At 65.5% G+C, this 17864-nt stretch carries 12 protein-coding genes, 1 tRNA gene and 1 pseudogene; 9 read left to right on the top strand and 5 right to left on the bottom strand.

The window, feature by feature from the left end; all coding sequences use genetic code 11:
- From HMPREF3088_RS10030 to HMPREF3088_RS00470, 3 genes and pseudogenes are all read left to right on the top strand, one after another.
- Positions 1 to 294: pseudogene (locus tag HMPREF3088_RS10030) on the top strand (transposase); the annotation flags it as partial.
- Between the two features lie 326 nt (positions 295 to 620).
- On the top strand, positions 621 to 1517 hold the full coding sequence (locus HMPREF3088_RS00475) for a hypothetical protein (RefSeq protein ID WP_070757559.1): 897 nt from the start codon (positions 621 to 623) through the stop codon (positions 1515 to 1517).
- A gap of 45 nt (positions 1518 to 1562) precedes the next feature.
- Entirely contained in the window at positions 1563 to 2807 is a 1245-nt protein-coding gene (locus HMPREF3088_RS00470) for a pyridoxal phosphate-dependent aminotransferase (protein WP_070757557.1), read from the top strand.
- An 83-nt stretch (positions 2808 to 2890) separates the two neighbouring features.
- On the opposite strand, the gene HMPREF3088_RS00465 is transcribed toward HMPREF3088_RS00470, so the two are convergent.
- On the bottom strand, positions 2891 to 4345 hold the full coding sequence (locus tag HMPREF3088_RS00465) for a UDP-glucose dehydrogenase family protein (RefSeq protein WP_070757555.1): 1455 nt from the start codon (positions 4343 to 4345) through the stop codon (positions 2891 to 2893).
- Between the two features lie 74 nt (positions 4346 to 4419).
- Positions 4420 to 4986, bottom strand: a complete 567-nt coding sequence (gene dcd / locus HMPREF3088_RS00460; protein ID WP_070757553.1) for a dCTP deaminase — start codon at positions 4984 to 4986, stop codon at positions 4420 to 4422.
- Positions 4987 to 5196: 210 nt separating this feature from the next.
- Between dcd and HMPREF3088_RS00455 the strand changes: the two genes are divergently transcribed.
- The 3 genes from HMPREF3088_RS00455 (at position 5197) to ramB (ending at position 8546) form a co-directional block, all read left to right on the top strand.
- Positions 5197 to 5267 (top strand) — tRNA-Gly (locus HMPREF3088_RS00455).
- A 189-nt stretch (positions 5268 to 5456) separates the two neighbouring features.
- A complete protein-coding gene (locus HMPREF3088_RS00450) occupies positions 5457 to 6911 on the top strand; it encodes an LssY C-terminal domain-containing protein (protein ID WP_070757551.1) in 1455 nt (484 codons plus the stop codon).
- Between the two features lie 90 nt (positions 6912 to 7001).
- Positions 7002 to 8546: an acetate metabolism transcriptional regulator RamB gene (gene ramB, locus HMPREF3088_RS00445; protein WP_246817958.1), complete on the top strand. Its 1545-nt coding sequence runs from the start codon at positions 7002 to 7004 to the stop codon at positions 8544 to 8546.
- An 80-nt stretch (positions 8547 to 8626) separates the two neighbouring features.
- Here ramB and HMPREF3088_RS00440 read toward each other — a convergent pair whose 3' ends face one another.
- Positions 8627 to 9748 (bottom strand): hypothetical protein, encoded by a 1122-nt coding sequence (locus HMPREF3088_RS00440; protein ID WP_246817957.1) that lies wholly within the window; start codon positions 9746 to 9748, stop codon positions 8627 to 8629.
- A 236-nt stretch (positions 9749 to 9984) separates the two neighbouring features.
- Positions 9985 to 11409: a dihydrolipoyl dehydrogenase gene (gene lpdA, locus HMPREF3088_RS00435; RefSeq protein WP_012361075.1), complete on the bottom strand. Its 1425-nt coding sequence runs from the start codon at positions 11407 to 11409 to the stop codon at positions 9985 to 9987.
- A 392-nt stretch (positions 11410 to 11801) separates the two neighbouring features.
- Between lpdA and HMPREF3088_RS00430 the strand changes: the two genes are divergently transcribed.
- Both HMPREF3088_RS00430 and HMPREF3088_RS00425 read left to right on the top strand, forming a co-directional pair.
- Entirely contained in the window at positions 11802 to 12926 is a 1125-nt protein-coding gene (locus HMPREF3088_RS00430) for an alpha/beta hydrolase (protein WP_070757547.1), read from the top strand.
- A gap of 79 nt (positions 12927 to 13005) precedes the next feature.
- Positions 13006 to 14334 carry a polysaccharide biosynthesis protein gene (locus HMPREF3088_RS00425; protein WP_070757545.1) on the top strand — a complete coding sequence of 443 codons (1329 nt, stop codon included), beginning with the start codon at positions 13006 to 13008 and terminating at the stop codon, positions 14332 to 14334.
- Here the strand turns inward: HMPREF3088_RS00425 and HMPREF3088_RS00420 are convergent.
- On the bottom strand, positions 14331 to 15590 hold the full coding sequence (locus HMPREF3088_RS00420) for an MFS transporter (RefSeq protein WP_070757544.1): 1260 nt from the start codon (positions 15588 to 15590) through the stop codon (positions 14331 to 14333). The two genes, HMPREF3088_RS00425 and HMPREF3088_RS00420, sit on opposite strands and share 4 nt — an antisense overlap.
- A gap of 107 nt (positions 15591 to 15697) precedes the next feature.
- Here HMPREF3088_RS00420 and HMPREF3088_RS00415 point away from each other — a divergent pair, with 107 nt between their 5' ends.
- The gene (locus tag HMPREF3088_RS00415; RefSeq protein ID WP_070757542.1) at positions 15698 to 17782 is read left to right on the top strand and encodes an acyl-CoA dehydrogenase family protein; all 2085 of its coding nucleotides are present in this window, start codon (positions 15698 to 15700) and stop codon (positions 17780 to 17782) included.
- Positions 17783 to 17864: the final 82 nt, after the last annotated feature.

The raw sequence follows: 17864 nt of genomic DNA, 5'->3' as shown, positions 1-17864 counted from the left end.
GGTCTTCCTGTCGCCCGAACTTTGCAACAGCACCTTCAATCGAGTCGCTCAACGCTTAAACTGCGTAAAGCTACCCGTAACCGCGGGCAATTCCCGAACGACACCGCGGCGCTGAAAACGCTGTGGTTGATGATCTGCAACATCGAGGACAAGCGCGCTGCCCAGCGAGCGAAGAAAGCAAAGCGCGACATCGAATGCAACGGCTATGTTGAAGGGGCGAAAGCCACCGGGTGGAAACAAGCCATCAACCAACTAGCTGTGGCATACCCCGACCGATTCGCGGACTACTTGTAAACCAAGCCCCCGCACACAAAGAATCGGACACTCTCTCAGCCTTTGGTGTGGTGGGCAGTTCCCCCAGGCCCAAGCCTAGCACCAGTAGCCCGCTAAAAGCGACGACGGCGGCGCGCTTGAACCCACGGCGAGCTCTAAGGTTTTTCAGCATTCTCGTACCTTACATCAAGCAGGAAAGAAGTCACACGGGTAACACCAGTAACATTTGGAGTTTTTCGCTACCTCGCCGATAAGCGACCTACCTGCACGATTGTCAGCACTGAATCGGAGAACATAAACTTCATTCCTAACCCCCGCCGCCCCCCCCTACGTAAGAAGGCGAGCTAATGACGACCCCCGGCAACTCTGAGCGAGACGTCGCACGGTCAAGCACGCCCGCAACTGACGCGGAGATGTCTGAGGCCACGACCGACGGCGCCACCCCAGCACCGCATGAGCCAACGGAAAACACCCCGCAGGACAGCACGCAGGGCGATGCCGACACCGACCCGAACAACGGCACCACTGTCGAGCGCGAGGACGCGAACGCCGATACCGCAGCCTCCCCCGACGCAGGCGACTCCCCCGAGGCAACAGACGCGGACGCCACGGACACCGACCAGAACCCCGAGGAACTGGACGAGGACGACCGCCCCTGGCGCGAAAACCTCGCCTCGGACATGAAGTCCCCCATGGGCAAGCTCCCCACCTGGGGCTGGATGGCGATCATCCTTACGGTGGCGGTCGTCGCCGCCATCGCCTTCGGGATCCTCTTCATGGGCAAGGCCAAGACCACCGCGGAGGCCAACGAGTCCCCCACCGGCACGATCACCCCGTCCCGCCCGGCGGCAACCACCACCAGCAAGTACGAGCGCGATCCGAACGCCGGCGCACCCAACGCCGGCTACGTGGACCCGGGGTACGTCGACCCCGGCTACTACGAGCCCGCCCCGGAGCCGGAGGAGACCAGCACGGAGCTTTCCGAGGAGACCTCGAGCAAGGCCCCAAGCTCGAAGCGCAAGCCCTCCTCGAACACCCCGAAGCCACCAACCCAGGGCGATAACGGCACCCCCGAGCCGAAACCGAACCCCGGCGGCGGCAATAACGGCGGAAACGAGGGCGTCGTACCTGACCCCGGCGACGTCATCGACCAACTCACGGACGGCGACGGCGGCACCGGCGGCGGCAACCGCGGTGGCGGGAACAACGGCGGCACGGAAACCGGAAACGGCGGACGGAACTAGCCGAAATGCTGGCGAAACGCTTGCCACCCTGGCAAGGTTTAAAGAATGAGTAAGCCCCTACGCCCCAGCGAATTGCGCCACCTGAACCAGTCCTCGAAGCTGGCTAACGTTCTCTACGAGATCCGCGGCCCAGTCAACGCGGAGGCCGAGCGCATGGCCGCCGACGGCCACCGGATCCTCAAGCTGAACACCGGAAACCCCGCCGAGTTCGGCTTCGAGGCCCCGGATGTGATCATGCGCGACATGATCTCCGCTCTGCCACACGCTCAGGGTTACTCCACCTCCAAGGGCATCATCTCCGCCCGCCGCGCGATCGTCGCCCGCTACGAGGTCATCCCCGGCTTCCCGGAGTTCGACGTCGAGGACGTCTTCCTCGGTAACGGTGTGTCCGAGCTGATCACGATGACGATGCAGGCCCTGCTCGACGACGGCGACGAGGTCCTCATCCCGTCCCCGGACTACCCGCTGTGGACGGCGTCGACGTCCCTGTCCGGCGGTAAGCCGGTGCACTACCTGTGCGACGAGGAGGACAACTGGAACCCCTCCATCGAGGACATCCGCTCCAAGGTCACCGAGCGCACCAAGGCCATCGTGGTGATCAACCCGAATAACCCGACCGGCGCGGTGTATTCCAAGGAGATCCTGCAGCAGATCGTGGACGTGGCCCGCGAGCACTCCCTGCTCATCCTGGCCGACGAGATCTACGACAAGATCCTCTACGACGACGCCAAGCACATCAACATCGCGAGCCTCTGCCCGGATCTGCTGTGCCTGACCTTCAACGGCCTCTCCAAGGCCTACCGGGTCGCTGGTTACCGCTCCGGCTGGTTGGTCATCACGGGCCCGAAGGGGCATGCGGAGGGCTTCCTGGAGGGTCTGACGATGCTCGCCGGGACGCGGTTGTGCCCGAATGTTCCGGCCCAGCACGCCATCCAGGTGGCGATCTCCGGCCGCCAGTCCATCGACGACCTCGTGCTGCCGGGTGGCCGCCTGCTGGAGCAGCGCAACATGGCGTGGGAGAAGCTCAACGAGATCCCCGGCGTGAGCTGCGTGAAGCCGATGGGTGCGCTGTACGCCTTCCCGAAGCTGGACCCGAACGTCCACGAGATCCACGACGACGAGAAGCTGATGTTCGACCTGCTCCGCGCAGAGAAGATTCACCTGGTACAGGGAACGGGCTTCAACTGGCCGACCCCCGATCACTTCCGCATGGTCACGCTGCCGTGGGCTCGCGATATCAAGGACGCCATCGAGCGGCTGGGTAACTTCCTAGCCAGCTACCGCCAGTAGCAACTGGGGCCGCCCGCGGCCCGCGCTGCCTGACGGGGCCAACGCCGGGCGACCGGAGCGCAGCCCCGCCCCGTGCTGCGGCTCTAGTCGAGCGTGCGACTACGGCCGAGCGCCAGCACACGCCAGCCGGCGTCCTCCCAGGCTTGCTGGTCCAGGCAATTGCGCCCATCGATGACGGTGGGCGCCTTCTTTTTCTTCTTCTCTCCCGGCGCGACTCCCGCCCCGGGGGCAGGACCGGCCTGCACGGCCTCCAGCGCCTCGGCTGGCTTCAACCGGCGGAACTTCGGCCACTCGGTGGCCACGATCACCAGCTCCGCACCCTGCAGAGCCTCGGGAAGCGTGGGAGCGTGCTGCAGCTCGGGGGCTGCGAGGCGGGCGGTCTTCTTCGCCTTCGGGTCGTAGATGCGCACATGCGCCCCGGCCTGGTAGAGCCGCATAGCGATGTCCACGCCCGGCGCCTCGCGCACATCGTCGCTGCGGGGCTTGAAGGCGGCACCCAGCACGGTGATGCTCCGGCCGGTGACGTCCCCGCCGAAGACCTCGTGGGCCATGTGCTCCACCTTGTCGCGGCGGGAGTTGTTGATCGCGTCCACCTGGCTCAGCAGGCCGCTGGCCCCGGTCGCGCCGAGCTCTTCGGCGGTGGTCATGAACGCACGGACGTCCTTCGGCAGGCAGCCACCGCCGAACCCGAGGCCGGCGTGGAGGAAGGACTTGCCGATGCGACGGTCCGCGCCCAAGGCGGCAGCCAACGCGGTGACGTCCCCGCCGGAGGCGTCGCAGAGGTCGGCGACCGCGTTGATGAAGCTGATCTTGGTGGCGAGGAAGGAGTTCGCGCTCGTCTTCACCAGCTCCGCGGTGGCGGGGTCCATCATCATCAGCGGCGAGCCCTCGGCCAGCGGTTCGGCGTAGATCTCCCGGACGAGCTTTTCGATCTCCTCGCGGTCCTCGTCCCGCGCCCCGACGACGATACGGTCAGGGTGCAGGGTGTCGTCCACGGCCGTGGATTCGCGGAGGAACTCGGGGTTCCACGCGACGGTGCAGCGCGCGGCCGGGGCGGCATTCTTCTTGCCCTTCGAGCCCTTCTTGCTGTCCGCCTTCTTGGTCGCTGCCTGCGCCGTCGCGCCCTGGATGAGCCGGTCCATCCGTTCCTGCAGCACCGGGGTGGTCCCGACGGGGACGGTGGACTTACCCAGCAGGACATGGTCGCCGCGCAGTAGCGGGGCCAGGGCGTCGACGACGGCGTAGATCTGGCTCAGGTCGGCACCCGCTCCCCCGGCCTGTTGCGGGGTGCCGACGCAGAGAAAGTGAGTCTTGGCGAACTCGGCGGCTTCCGCCGGGTCGGTGGTGAAGCGCAGTTTTCCTGCGCTGACCCCCCGCTTCAAAAGTTTCTTTAACCCCGGTTCGTAGAACGGGGATTTGCCAGCGTTGAGCCTTTCGACTTTCGCTGGATCGGTATCCACCCCCAGCACGTCATGGCCGAGCTCGGCCATGCACGCTGCGTGTGTTGCTCCCAAGTAGCCGGTGCCGACAACAGTCATCCGCATGCCCCACACAATACGCACGGATTGTTTTTCGTGACGGGCAGCGCGTCAGCGGCGCCGGGTCGGGGCAGCTAGTTGCGGAAGTTCAGATAAGCCTTCGACGGGGTCGGCCCGCGCTGGCCCTGGTACTTCGAGCCCACCGCACCCGAACCATACGGATTCTCGGCCGGGCTGGAGAGCTTGAAAATAGCCAACTGGCCGACCTTCATCCCCGGGTACAGGGCGATCGGCAGGTTCGAGGTATTGGACAGCTCCAGGGTGATGTGACCGGAGAAACCCGGGTCGATGAAGCCCGCGGTGGAGTGGGTCAGCAGCCCCAGGCGCCCCAGCGAGGACTTGCCCTCCAGGCGGCCTGCCAGGTGATTGGGGATCGTGAACTTCTCGAGGGTCGCGCCGAGCACAAACTCGCCTGGGTGCAGGATGAAGGGCTCCTCGCCTTCCACCTCCACGAGAGTGGTGAGCTCCTCCTGTGGCAGCTTCGGGTCGATGTGGGTGTAGCGGGAGTTATTGAACACCCGGAACAAGCTATCCAGCCGCACGTCCACGGAAGAGGGCTGCACCATCGAGGCATCAAAGGGCTCGATGCCGAGCTGGCCGGCGGCGATTTCTGAACGGAGGTCACGATCTGAAAGAAGCACGTCTCCCAGTCTAACCGAGCAACCCGCGCCGAACCCCCACACCACTGAGCGGGGCTCTGATTGGGCCACCGCGTGACAGTCGACATTGGCCACCGAGTGACACTCGACATTGACCACCGTGCAGCGACGGACGCGACGCTAACGGCCTGGCCTTTTGGCTGCTCCCCGGCGCGTGCCCTATACTTAATCGCTAGTGTCCAGGACACATTTGCCGATGTAATTCAATGGTAGAATGTCAGCTTCCCAAGCTGAATACGCGGGTTCGATTCCCGTCATCGGCTCATTTCCCCCGGTGCGCGCGACAGCGCACCGGGGGTTTCGCTATCCCGAGCCTGAAAATCCAGCCCTCCCCGCTACACTCATATCCACCATCACCCTGCCGAATCCCTACCGGCAGGCCGGGCGCCGGGACGAGGTTGACGTCCTAAAACTAAAGAGCGCCCCTGGGGCGGAGAAGGAAGGACCACAAGATGGCGCAGCAGCAGGCCAGCCAGCAGGAAAAAGAACAGGCAGGCGGGCAGAAGCTGACGCGAATCAGCGACGCAGACAACCCCTACCCGGTGCCGGAAGAGTACCCGGAGTATCAGCCGAAAAACGATACGACGAAGGGGCAGCGCAAGCTCTCCGTCTACACCGCTATCGACGCCTTCTTCATCATCGTCACCCTCGCCCTGACCGCCTGGTACCTGGCGCTGATGATCCTCAACGGCTTCAACATGGAAACCAAGAGCCTGATCTGGGTGATCTGGTGGTTCCTCGTGCTCGCGTACCTCTCGCTGCCGCGCATGCACCAGCTATTCACCTTCGTCTACGTGCCGGATTATTTCGTGTCCCGCGCGCGCACCTCCGATGGGCTGCTGGGCGATCCAGTGAATATTGCGCTGCACGGCTCGGAGGAGGACATCCACGCGGTGCTGCTGGCCGCGGGTTGGACGAAGGCAGACAAGATCACGCTGCGTTCCAGCTGGAAGATTGCCGTATCCAGCGTGTTCCGGAAGTCCTACCCGGCGGCACCGGTCAGCCCGCTGGTGATTTTCAAGCGCTCGCAGGCCTTCGCCTATCAGCAGGAGGATTCCGGCAGTGCATCCAAGCGCCACCACGTGCGGCTGTGGCGCACCCCGGATGATTGGGCGCTGCCCGGCGGGGAGAAGGTCGCCTGGATGGCCGGCGCAACCTACGACCGGGGCGTGGGGCTGTCCAGCTTCACCGGCCAGATCACCCACAAGATCGACGAGGACACGGACGCCGAACGCGACTACCTCATCGGCACCCTGCAGTACGTCGACCCAAAGATCACCGTCAAGGTGCTGCCGGACTTCTCCTCGCCGTATATCTGCCACAACGGCGGCGGGGACAAGATCGTCACGGATGGTGACCTTCCGATTGTCGACGTCACCGGCGCGGCCGAAAGGCTCGCTGACGTTCCCGAAGTGCGCGAAGGTGTGCAGGCGCGCAAGGAGGAGTCAGAGGCCAGCCGTAAGCGGGACAAGGAGCTGCCACCGGCTGAGATGAATATCGTCGGTGCGCTGACCGCCATCGTGGCGATTTACACCGCCTGGCTCTCCGGCACCCAGCTGGCGAATATCGGCTGGGTCACTGGCTCGCTGAAGCAGACCTGGGTGCTTTACGGGCACTTCATCGGGGCGCTGGCAGCGCTCGTGTTCCTGGTGCTGACCTTCATGCGCATCCGGTGGGCACGGGTGCTGTTGATGGTGACGATCACGTTGATCTCCATCGGCGACTTGCTCGCCGCCGGCACCTCCGAACGCCACGTGGCCAGCAACCTCTTCATGGTGGCGGTCGCGCTGGTGCTGGTGATGAGTATTTCCTCCGAGAGTTCCAGGCGTTGGGTCAGCGGCGACCGGGAGGACAAGGTGGTCAGCTACAACCTGCGCCACCCCAACCGTGGACTATCCGTGGAGTAGGCAGCACCAGCCGCGGGCGAGATATTCAGCAGGAACGTGCCCGGGGAACGCCCCGCCACACAACGCCTCCGCAACGAAGAAAGGTTCAGCATGGCAGACGCACCGTCCCCCGGCTCCCGGGGCGTCCGGAGCACCCAGGGTGCCCGAGCTTCCCAGAGCCCCCGCACGCCGGACGAGACGAACCGGAACTTCGTGGGTTCCCGGCTGCGGCAACTGCGCAAGGAGCGGGATATCTCGCAGGCCCAGCTCGCCACGACCCTGGGGCTGTCCGCGAGCTACGTCAACCAGATCGAGCACGATCAGCGCCCCCTGACCCTGGCTGTGCTGCAGAAGATCACCAGGGCCTTCGGCGTGGACGCCACCTTCTTCGCCAACGAGGACTCCCTCCGTCTGCTCGCCGAGGTTCAGGACGTCATGGCCGATCGCGATATCTGGCCCACTCCGGTGGACGTCACCGAATTGGCCGAGCTGGTGCGCCACCACCCCGCGATCGCCCGCGCCATGGTGGACATGCACAGCCGCTACCGAAACGTCTCTGACAAGCTCACGCTGGCCACCGAGGAGCGACTGCAGGGCTCTGCGGTGCTGTCCATCACCCCTCGTGGCGAGCTCTTCGGACGCGCCTCCGGGCCGGAGGCCTTCTCCATGCCGCACGAGGAGGTCCGGGACTACTTCTACGCCCGACAGAACTACGTGGACGTCCTGGACGTGCAGGCTGAGAAGCTCGCCAAAAAGCTGAACCTCGGGGCCACGCAGATCCGCCACGCAGAGGCGATCCTCGTCGACCGACTCACGGATAAGCACAACGTGACGGTCACCTACTCCCGAGACATGGGGGACACGCAGCACAGCTTCGACCCGGAGACGAAGCGGCTGTACGTCTCCGCGATGATGCGCCCCGGCCAGATCGCCTTCCGCCTGGCCACCGAGCTGGCCTACCTGGAGGCGGGCCCGACCATCCGCTCCCTCGTGGAGCTGGGCAACTTCACCTCCGATGCCTCCCGTCGGCTGGCCTCCCGCGGCTTGGCCACCTACTGGGCGGCGGCCCTGCTGATGCCCTATGGGCAGTTCCACGCCTCCGCCGAGGAATCCCGCTATGACCTGGAGTTCCTCATGCGCGAGTACGGGGTGGGCTATGAGACGGTCTGCCACCGCCTGTCCACCCTGCAGCGCCCCAGCCTGCGTGGGGTGCCCTTCACCTTCGTGCGGGTGGACCGGGCGGGGAATATGTCCAAGCGGCAGAGCGCCTCTGGCCTGCACCTCTCCGGCTCGGGTGGCACCTGCCCGCTGTGGAATGTCTACGAGACCTTCAGCTACCCGGGCAAGATCATGCGGCAGATCGCCCAGATGCCGGACGGTCGCACCTACCTGTGGGTCGCACGAACGGTGAATCACCACCGCTCGGCGTGGGGGAACCCGGGGAAGATGTTCGCCATCGGCCTGGGCTGCGAGCTCCGCCACGCGCAGCGCACCGTGTACGCCGATGGCCTCGACCTGGAGGACACCTCCGCGGCAACCCCGATCGGCTCCGGCTGCCGCCTGTGCCCGAGGATGACCTGCCCGCAGCGCGCGTTCCCGCCGATCGACCGGCAGGTGGACATCGACGCCCACCGCTCCTCGGTCTCGCCGTACTAGCGGCTTTCGGGCGCGGGGCGTGGGCGCAGACGTGGGCTGTGCCGAGACGTTGCCGTCATGCGGCTAGCTCCGCCGCATGGCTAGTGGCGGGGCGGTGTCATGTCGAGCGAGGTATCGGTGTTGTAGTAGCCGAAGCCCGGCTCCTCGCGGTCGAACAGCCCGATCTGGGCGCGGCGTTCCAGCTCGCGGCGGTTATAGGTGGCCTGCTGGATCGCCTCCTCCGAGTCGAAGCCGGAGCCAAGTGCACCGGCGATCATGCCGAGCGAGGCGGCGAACCACGCCAAGAGCAGATAGTTCCAGGGCTGCACCGGGTGGCCAATCTGCAGGCTGAAATACTTCACCGGCACAATCGCCACCGCCAACATCAGCAGCACCCCGATGAGGAGCAGGTACATCAGCAGCGAGGAGATCGCCACGGTGACCAGGGTGGCGTAGTTATCCCACCGGGCGCGCCACCACCCCACCGAGTCGTAGTGCAACTTCGAGGAGCGGGGGTTCCACAAGCTGTTGTTGTAGATCAGCCAGAAGGTCATCCCACAGATCGCGAGCATGCTGATGAGGATCAGCCGCCAGATCGGCATCAGAGAGCTCATCAGCCAGATCGAACCGAAGAACACGCCGAAGGCGCCACTGGCCACGCCCAGGGCGATGGACCCGGAGAGCGCCCGCAGCAGGGCCACCGGCCGGTTGCAGCGGATCATGCCGAGCAGCAGGCGGAGGGTGCGGCCGCGGCCCTCCAGCACGCGGGTGGTATCCGCTCGGACGTCGCCGCCCGCGATGTCCTCGTATCCGTCGATGTTCTCTTCGGGCACGCCCGCACCGGCCATCTTGCCCTGCACCAGTCGGGTCATCTCTTGTTTCAGGCCGAGCTTCGCGCGCAGCAGTCCGAAGGCGGGGAGGCAGAGCATGGTGGCTTTGCCGTTCTGGACGCACTGGCTGATCACCGGCCGGCGGGTGCTGAGCGGCAGGTCGGTGAGGTAGATCAGCCGGTCCCACTGGTACTTCTCGAGCACGTCGTTGGTGTTGTCGTGCAGCTCCACGGTTCCACGGGAGCTCATCGGGAAGGAGCCGATGCGCAAGTAGAGTTCGGCGGGCTCCCCGGTGCGGTGGTCCTTGGCTGCTGCTTGGAGATCGGCGAAGAGCGCTTTAGCGCGCCGTTCGGGCAGACCGGGGTCTGCCACGATGCCGATGCGGGTGGTCATGGGTGATTCGTTTTTCCTTGTCTCAGGGGGGGATTGTGGACTGCCCGCAGCGCATCCGTGCTGCGCCAGATCACCGGTATTTGCGCTGGGTGGGGTGGATTTTACGGGGACTGGTCTAAGCACGGCAAAGCGCGCCCCCGAACCGGCGACAATGTCGAGTTCGGGGGCGCGCTGTAGAACTTGCCGGCGGGCGCTGTGCCCGACCGGTTGGGGCGCGTTTGCACCCCGGGGACCTGTTAGAGGTTGATCATGTGGCCGCCGATACCGTGGGCGGCTTCCTTCATGGCCTCAGACAGGGTCGGGTGCGTGTGCACGTTGCGGGAGATCTCGTCCGCGGTGAGGTCGAAACGCTGCGCCAGGGTGAGCTCCGGCAGGAGCTCGGAGACGTCCGGGCCGACCATGTGACCGCCGAGCAGCTCGCCAAACTCTGCGTCCGCGATGAGCTTGACGAAGCCCACTGCGTTGCCGAGGCCCTGAGCCTTGCCGTTGGCGGTGTACGGGAAGGTCGCGACCTTGATCTCGCGGCCGTCCTCCTCTGCCTTCTTGCGGGCTGCTTCCTCGGTGTAACCGAAGGATGCGACCTGCGGGTTGCAGAAGGTAGCGCGCGGCATCATCTGGTAATCGCCCAGCTCCTGGGTCTCCGCGCCAGCGATGGTCTCTGCCGCGACAACGCCCTGCGCCTCAGCGACGTGGGCCAGCTGCAGCTTCGCAGTGACGTCGCCGATTGCGTAGATGTTCTTCGCGGAGGTGCGCATGCGCTCGTCGATGACGATCTCGCCGCGCTCGCCCAGCTCGACGCCGGCCTTGTCCAGGCCGAGGCCCTCGGTACGCGGGGCGAAGCCGATGGAGACCATGACGCGGTCCGCCTTGAGGGTTTCGGACTTCTTGCCGTCGGCGGACTCGATGTCCACCTCGACGCCCTTGCCCTCGCCCAGGTCACGAACCTCGGTGGTCTTGTGACCGGTCTTGAGGTTCACGCCGAGGCGCTTGTACTGCTTCGCGATCTCGCGGGAGACGTCCTTGTCCTCGTTCGGCAGGACGCGGTCCATGAACTCGACGACGGTGATGTCCACGCCGAAGTTGGAGAGCACGTAGGCGAACTCCATGCCGATGGCGCCGGCACCGATGATGACCATGGACTTCGGGGCGTTCTCGTCGAGGATCTGCTCCTCGTAGGAGACGATGTTGCCGCCGATCTCAACGCCCGGCAGGGACTTAACGACCGAGCCGGTGGCGATGATGGCGTTATCGAAGGTGATCTTCTTGCCCTTATCGTCGCCGTCGACGATGGAGATCTCCTTGTCGGAGACGAACTCGCCGCGACCGTTGATCTCCTGGATCTTGTTCTTCTTCATCAGGTAGTGAACACCCTTGACGATGGAAGAAGAGACCTTGCGGGAACGCTTGTGCGCTGCACCGAAGTCCATGGAGATGTTATCGCCGGTAATTCCGAACGTCTTCGCTTCCTTGGTGATGGTGTGCGCCAGCTCCGCGTTACGGATCAGAGCCTTCGAGGGGATACAACCCACGTTGAGGCACACGCCACCCCAGTACTGCTTCTCGACAACTGCGGTCTTGAGGCCCAGCTGCGCCGCGCGAATTGCGGCGACGTACCCGCCAGGGCCTGCACCGATTACTACTACGTCATAATGTTCAGCCACGGCCCCAACCTTATAGCTAAATAGAGCCCAGAGCCAGCTTCAGGTTCGAGAAAGCGTCCGCGCTGCCGTGGCCGAATCCACCCAGGAAGTCGGTGATGACGAGGATGATCTGGTCGATGAACTGCATGTCTGGTGGTCCTTAAAATATCCGAGGGAAAAATCTGAAGTTTCTTGGCTTTCACGTGCTGCGATGCCAGAGGAATGGGAACGGCCTGTCCACTTCCTGCATTAGTTCTAGCAGCTTTATGGGCAAAAATACTAAGAAAAGCTGGCATTTACTTTCCCTTGTCTCATAATCATGGCTACTATCTAGCTGGTAGATTCCCAGCCGCTGGTCGGACCGGGGACAGAAAACCGCCGATCACCACAGCTGATACACGAAGGACAATTCGATGAAGAAGTACCTCGCCCGTGGCCTCGCCGCATCCCTCGCGGCCCTCATGCCACTGTCCATGGCCACCCACACCGCATCCTCTGCCTCGGCCGCTCCGGTGAGCGCCCAGGCCGTCGCCGGCAATGCGAAGGCTGCGGAGCTGTACTGGGACAAGCTGCCGGGGACCGTGAACCCGAGCACCAACGGTCGCTGGGTCAACCAGGTTAAGGAGCTGAAGCGCGCGGGACACAACGTCACCTATGCCACCGCGACCTCCCCGGCCATGGGTGGCCTGGAGATCCCGCTGGTCGTCATCGGCCCGAAGGGTAAGAAGCTGGGCGAGACCGCCGGCCTACCAACCCTGTACATGCTCAATGGCGCCGACGGCGGCGAGGGCCGGGCGAACTGGATCAACCAGTCGGACATCATCGATTACTACGGCAAGAACCTCAACGCCAACATCGTCATCCCGATGTCTGGCGCGTTCAGCTACTACACCGACTGGGTGCACAAGTACAGCAAGGTTGGCTACAAGCCGATGTGGGAGACCTTCCTGACCAAGGAGCTGCCGCAGACCATCGAGAAGGAACTGCAGGCCAACGGCAAGCGCGCCATCGCGGGCATGTCCATGTCCGCCACCTCCTCGCTGAACCTGGCCGCACATAACCAGGATTTCTATGACTCCGTCGGCTCCTTCTCCGGCTGCGCGTCGACCACCAAGGGTCTGGCCCCGGCCTTCGTCAACATCACCCTGGCCCGCGGCGGGACCAACGTCAACGAGATGTGGGGCGGTTCCCACACCCCGGCAGCCCTCCGCGACGATGCCCTGGTCAACGCGAAGAACCTGGTCAAGCAGCCGAACCTGTACGTCTCCAACGCCTCTGGGTTGGTTGGCAAGCACGACGTGCTGAGCTCCGAGCGCGTGAGGGGCGACCTGTCCGCGGCCACGACCGTGGCTGTGGAGGGTGGCGTCATCGAAGCCGCCACCAACGGCTGCACCCACGACCTGGACGTGAAGCTGCGCTCCCTGGGTAAGAAGGACGCCACCTTCAACTTCCGCAACACCGGCACCCACCAGTGGGGCTACTGGCAGGACGACCTGCGCGACTACCTGCCGGTCCTGAAGAAGGCTTTCGGGAACTAACGCTTTCGGGAACTAAAAACCCACACCGCCCGGCCCTGTTGAGGGCCGGGCTTAACGCGCGGCGGGAGGTGCGGCCATCATGCGCGCACTGAGCATCGCCACTGTCTTCGTCGCCGCCGCAGGCTACCTGGTTATCTGGATCGCCTCCAAGGCCCTGCCGCCCGCAGGCTACGTGGACTTCATGGTCTTCTGGGGGCTGTTCTTCGCCCTCACCGGGCTCATCGACGGCCTCATGCAGGAGACCGCCCGCGGCGTGACCGCTGCCCGGCACAACCGCGAGGGCACCGAACCGCAGGAGACGGTCGCCGATCGCGGATCGGCCCGCCCCTTTGCGTTGGCGGGCGGTTTTGCCCTCGCCTTCGGGCTACTCACCCTCATCACCGCCCCACTGTGGGCAGCCAGCGTGAGCCCCGCCCACCCCCTGTGGGCCGCCATCCTCACCGCCACGGGGCTCGCGAGTTTCGCCTTCCAGGCCATCCTCTGCGGGCTGATCTCCGCGGCCTCCCGCTGGCGGGAATTCGCCTGGCTCATCGCCATCGACTCCGGGATCCGCCTGCTACTCGCAGCGCTCGCTTGGTGGCTGGGCTGGGGCGTGGTCTCCTTCTTCATCATCACTGTCATCGGCGCGGCCACCTGGGCCGGCTTCGCGCTGCTCCCCGGGGTTCGCCCGCTGCTTGGCCATCGCGCGGACATCCCCGCCCGGGCCTTCTTGCAGCGCGGCCTGAAAGCGATGCTGGCCTCCGGGGCGAACGCCGTGCTCATCACCGGCTTCCCCGTCCTGCTGCGCGCCACCACCGACCTGGACTTCGCTGGCGCCAGCGGCACCGGCGAGGAGCTCAGCTCCGCCGGCGGAGCCGCCGGGGCGGGCGCAGTGCTCGCCGGAACGATCACAGCTGTCACCCTCACCCGCGCCCCGCTGCTCGTCCCCCTGCAGCGCTTCCAGCCGGCACTGATCGTGCACTTCACCAAACACCGCGAGCAGGTTCTGCGCGCCGCGGCCACACCCGCGCTGGCGATCATCGCCATCGGCGCCGTGGGCGGGGTGGCTGCCTACCTCGTGGGGCGCCCGATTATGGCTTTGCTCTTCGACGAGGCCTACCTGGTCTCCCCCGCAGCCCTCGGCCTGCTGACCTTCGCCTCCACCGGCACCGCACTACTCATGGTCACGGGTTCCGCGGCCCTCGCTGCGGGCCGCCACGACCTGTACTGGTTCGGCTGGGCCATCGCCACCGTCGCAGCGGTGGGCCTGTTGCTGGTGGATACCACCCCTGAGCTCCGCTCGGTGCTCGCCCTGGGTATCGGCCCGCTGGTCGGCGTGGCCCTCCAGCTTTGGCGGCTCCAGCGCCTACCGACCCGGCCCAGCCGGGCCGAGGCCGGCGCGGGTGACGTCATGAAAGAAAAGGCCTAGCTCTCCGCCGGGATGAACTTCCGGGAGAACACCGTGATCAGGGCCAGGTTCAGGACCGCGACCACCACGCCTGCGAACAGCATGACCGGGTAGCTGAACCACTCGGACAGGCGGGTCAGGATCATCGGGAAGAAGAAGCCCACGTAGGTGAACACGTAGTAGATCGCGGTCAGACCACCCAGCTCGTCCGGGCTGGCCAGGCGCTGCACCTCCGTCAGACCGGTCAGCAGCGTGATGCCGTAGCCCAGCCCCAGGACGACGGCGACGATCAGCGCGCCCACCAGGGAGACGGTCTTCGCGGTCCAGGCAGCGACCAGCATGCCGATGATCACGATGACCAGGCCGACCTGCTGGCCAAACGCGGAATGGTTGCGCCAGTACAGGTCCGGGAACTGCTGAATCCCGAAGCCGAAGGCCAGCGCCAGGGCCGTGATGCCCGCGGTGATGGCGATCGGATTGCCATAGGAGTTCTGGATCAGGGCCGGCATGATCGCATAGGCCACGCCGGTGCAGCCGAAGACCCACGGCGCCAGCGGAAGCACGACCAGCAGGAAGCGCGGGTGCTTCGCGGAGGGGGACGCCAGGTCGCTCAGGAACGAACCCTTGACCTTCAGGTGTGCGCTCTGGCGGGTCTCCGGCACCGTCATCAGACCAACGATCGTCACGATCGAGAGGACAACGTGAATCATGTAGGGCAGCTGGCCAGGGATCGGGCCCCACTGGGCGAGCAGGCCCGCGATCAGCGCGCCCACCGCGAAGCCGCCGGTCATGGCCATCGCGGAACGCTTCGCCCCGGAGTTCGGCTTCGCCGTCGGGTCGAAGGCCGGGCTGGAAAGCTCCTTGATCCAGGAACCACCCGCGGTCATCGCCATGCCCAGCGCCAGGCCGGAGAGCATGCGACCAGTAAAGATGATCGGCTCGCTGGTCTCGCCCATCGCGATGAGGATGGACCCAATCAGCGCGACAATCGGGGCGGGCAGCATGACGACGCGGCGTCCATAACGGTCAGAGAGCGGCCCCGCGACCAGCAGACCGATGGCGATACCCACCGCGTAGAACGCCAGAAGGGCGTCCACGAACACCGGGGAGAAGACGTCCTCCCCGCGGTAGAAGACCATCATCGGAGTGAACTCGTTGCCACCCCAAGCCACGATAAATACCGCCAACGCAACCATGAGCCACGCTCGCGAGCCCTTGTACTTCGAGCCTCGCGAGTTGATGTTGAGATTGGTTGGGGTATCAGAGCTTTGCGACATGGCTCCCCATGGTAATCCTCCGGATAACGGGGTCCTACAGGAATGGGGGGTTTAGGAAGTTGTCGCGAAATAGCTGTGACGCCCGCCACTTTGCGTAACCTTGGGTCATGGCACAGAACTCACCAAAGACCAAGCAGCTTGGATCCGACATCGCCCGTCGCTCCAAGGCCCCCAACACCCTGCCGACCACCCCGAACCCGGCGATCCTCCCGGAACTCACGCGGGCTCTCGACGGTCAGTTCGGCGAGGCGCGCGACTCCATCCGCGAGATGCTCAAGGACGATCAGTTCCGGCCCGCGGTGGGGCTGAGCCTGGAAGAGGCCCGCGCCCGAACCACCGCCCAGCTGCAGTCCGTGCTGGACTCCGGCCTGCCGCATGGCGCATTCCGCGAGGAGCAGGGCGGCACCGGGGCGACTGGCACGACCCTGGCCAGCATCGAAATGCTCGGCATGGCTGACCTCTCCCTGATGGTGAAGTCCGGCGTGCAGTGGGGGCTGTTCGGCGGCGCGGTCGGCAACCTCGGCACCGAACGCCACCACGACCTGGTCAAGGACCTGATCGAACTACGGGCGCTGGGCTGCTTCGCAATGACGGAGCGCGGCCACGGCTCCGACGTCCAGAACCTCGAAACCACCGCGACCTACGACCCGGAGACCCAGGAGTTCATCATCAACTCCCCCACCGCGTCCTCGGAGAAGTGGTACATCGGCAACGCTGCCCGCGACGGCCGCTTCGCCGCGGTCTTCGCGCAGCTCTACACCCCGGGCGTGGAGGAGTCTCACGGCGTGCACTGCCTCGTCGCCCGCATCCGCGAGGACGACGGCTCCCCGGTCGAGGGCGTGCGCCTCGGCGATCACGGCTACAAGGGCGGGCTGCCGGGCGTGGACAACGGCACCCTGGTCTTCGAGAACTACCGCGTTCCGCGCGAGAACCTGCTCAACCGCTTCGCCGACGTGGATGAGGAGGGCAACTACAGCTCCCCGATCGAGAACCCGAACCGCCGTTTCTTCACCATGCTCGGCGCGCTGGTTCGCGGGCGCGTGACGGTGGGTGCCGCCGCCGGTGCTGCGGCGCGTACCGCCCTCGACATCGGCGTGCGCTACGCCAACCTGCGCAAACAGTTCGCACCCAGCGATGAGCTGCCGGAAAACACCCTCATCCAGCACCGCAAGCACCGGCTGCGCCTCATCCCCCGGGTGGCGCGCGCCTACGCGCTGCAGCTGGCGACGAACGAGCTCATCTCCGGGCTGCACGACCTCGAGGCACGCGGCGTCGACCCCGTGAATGCCACGAAGGAGGAGCAGGCCGACCAGCGCGAGCTCGAGGCTCACGCTGCTGCCCTAAAGGCTGCGAATACCGCCCACGCCACCGACACCATCCAGGAGATGCGCGAGGCCTGCGGCGGCTATGGCTACATGGCCGAGAACCTGCTGACCAGCCTGAAGGCAGACTCGGATATCTTCACCACCTTCGAGGGCGACAACGTGGTGATGATGCAGCTGGCCGGTAAGGAGCTGATGACCGGCTTCTCCAAAGAGATCGGCAGCTTCAACCCGTTGGAGATGGTCCGCTTCGGGCTGGATAACTTCTCCACCCTGCTGCGCCGCCGCACCGCCGCGGATGCCCTGGTCCAGAACCTGAAGGACACCTTCTCCGATAGCGAGGAGGCCACCCTCTTCGACCCGGGTAGCCAGCTGCGCCTGGTTTCGGAGCGGGAGCGCCGCCTCATGGTCTCCCTGGGCCGCCGCCTGCGCGTGGCCAAGGACATGCCGGTGGAGAAGGCCGCGAAAGTCGTCGACCGGGCGCAGGACCACCTGCTGGAAGTCGCGTGGGCCCACGTGGACCGCATCCTCCTCGAGGCCCTGCTGGAGGCGGAGGCCACGCTGACCAGCGACACGGCCCGCGATGTGATGGAGCAGGTCCGCGACGTTTACTTCCTGGACCTCATCGTCCGCAACGGCAGCTGGTACCTGGAGCAGAACCTGCTCACGGGCACCCGCACCAAGGCGGCACGTGCCGCGCTCAACGACCTGGTGGACTCCCTGGGCCCCTGGTCGGAGCTGCTGGTGGACGCCTTCGGGGTGCCGTCGGAGATCACCTCCGTAAACCTCATGCAGCGCTATGAGGACATGGTGACCAAGGCCGAGTCCGACCCGGCGGTCGGCCAGCCGGGGCGCTGGCGGGAGGACTAACCCCAGCAGTGCGGGGTGGCCGCGGAGGGACGGCCACCCGGCGCGGGGCCCGCGCGGCAGAACGTGGCCACGGCGGGAGGAA

The organism is Corynebacterium sp. HMSC22B11, assembly GCF_001815965.1.
GTDB lineage: Bacteria > Actinomycetota > Actinomycetes > Mycobacteriales > Mycobacteriaceae > Corynebacterium.
The sequence above is the reverse complement of the archived record's forward strand: the minus strand, read 5'-3'. Positions and strand labels throughout refer to the sequence as shown.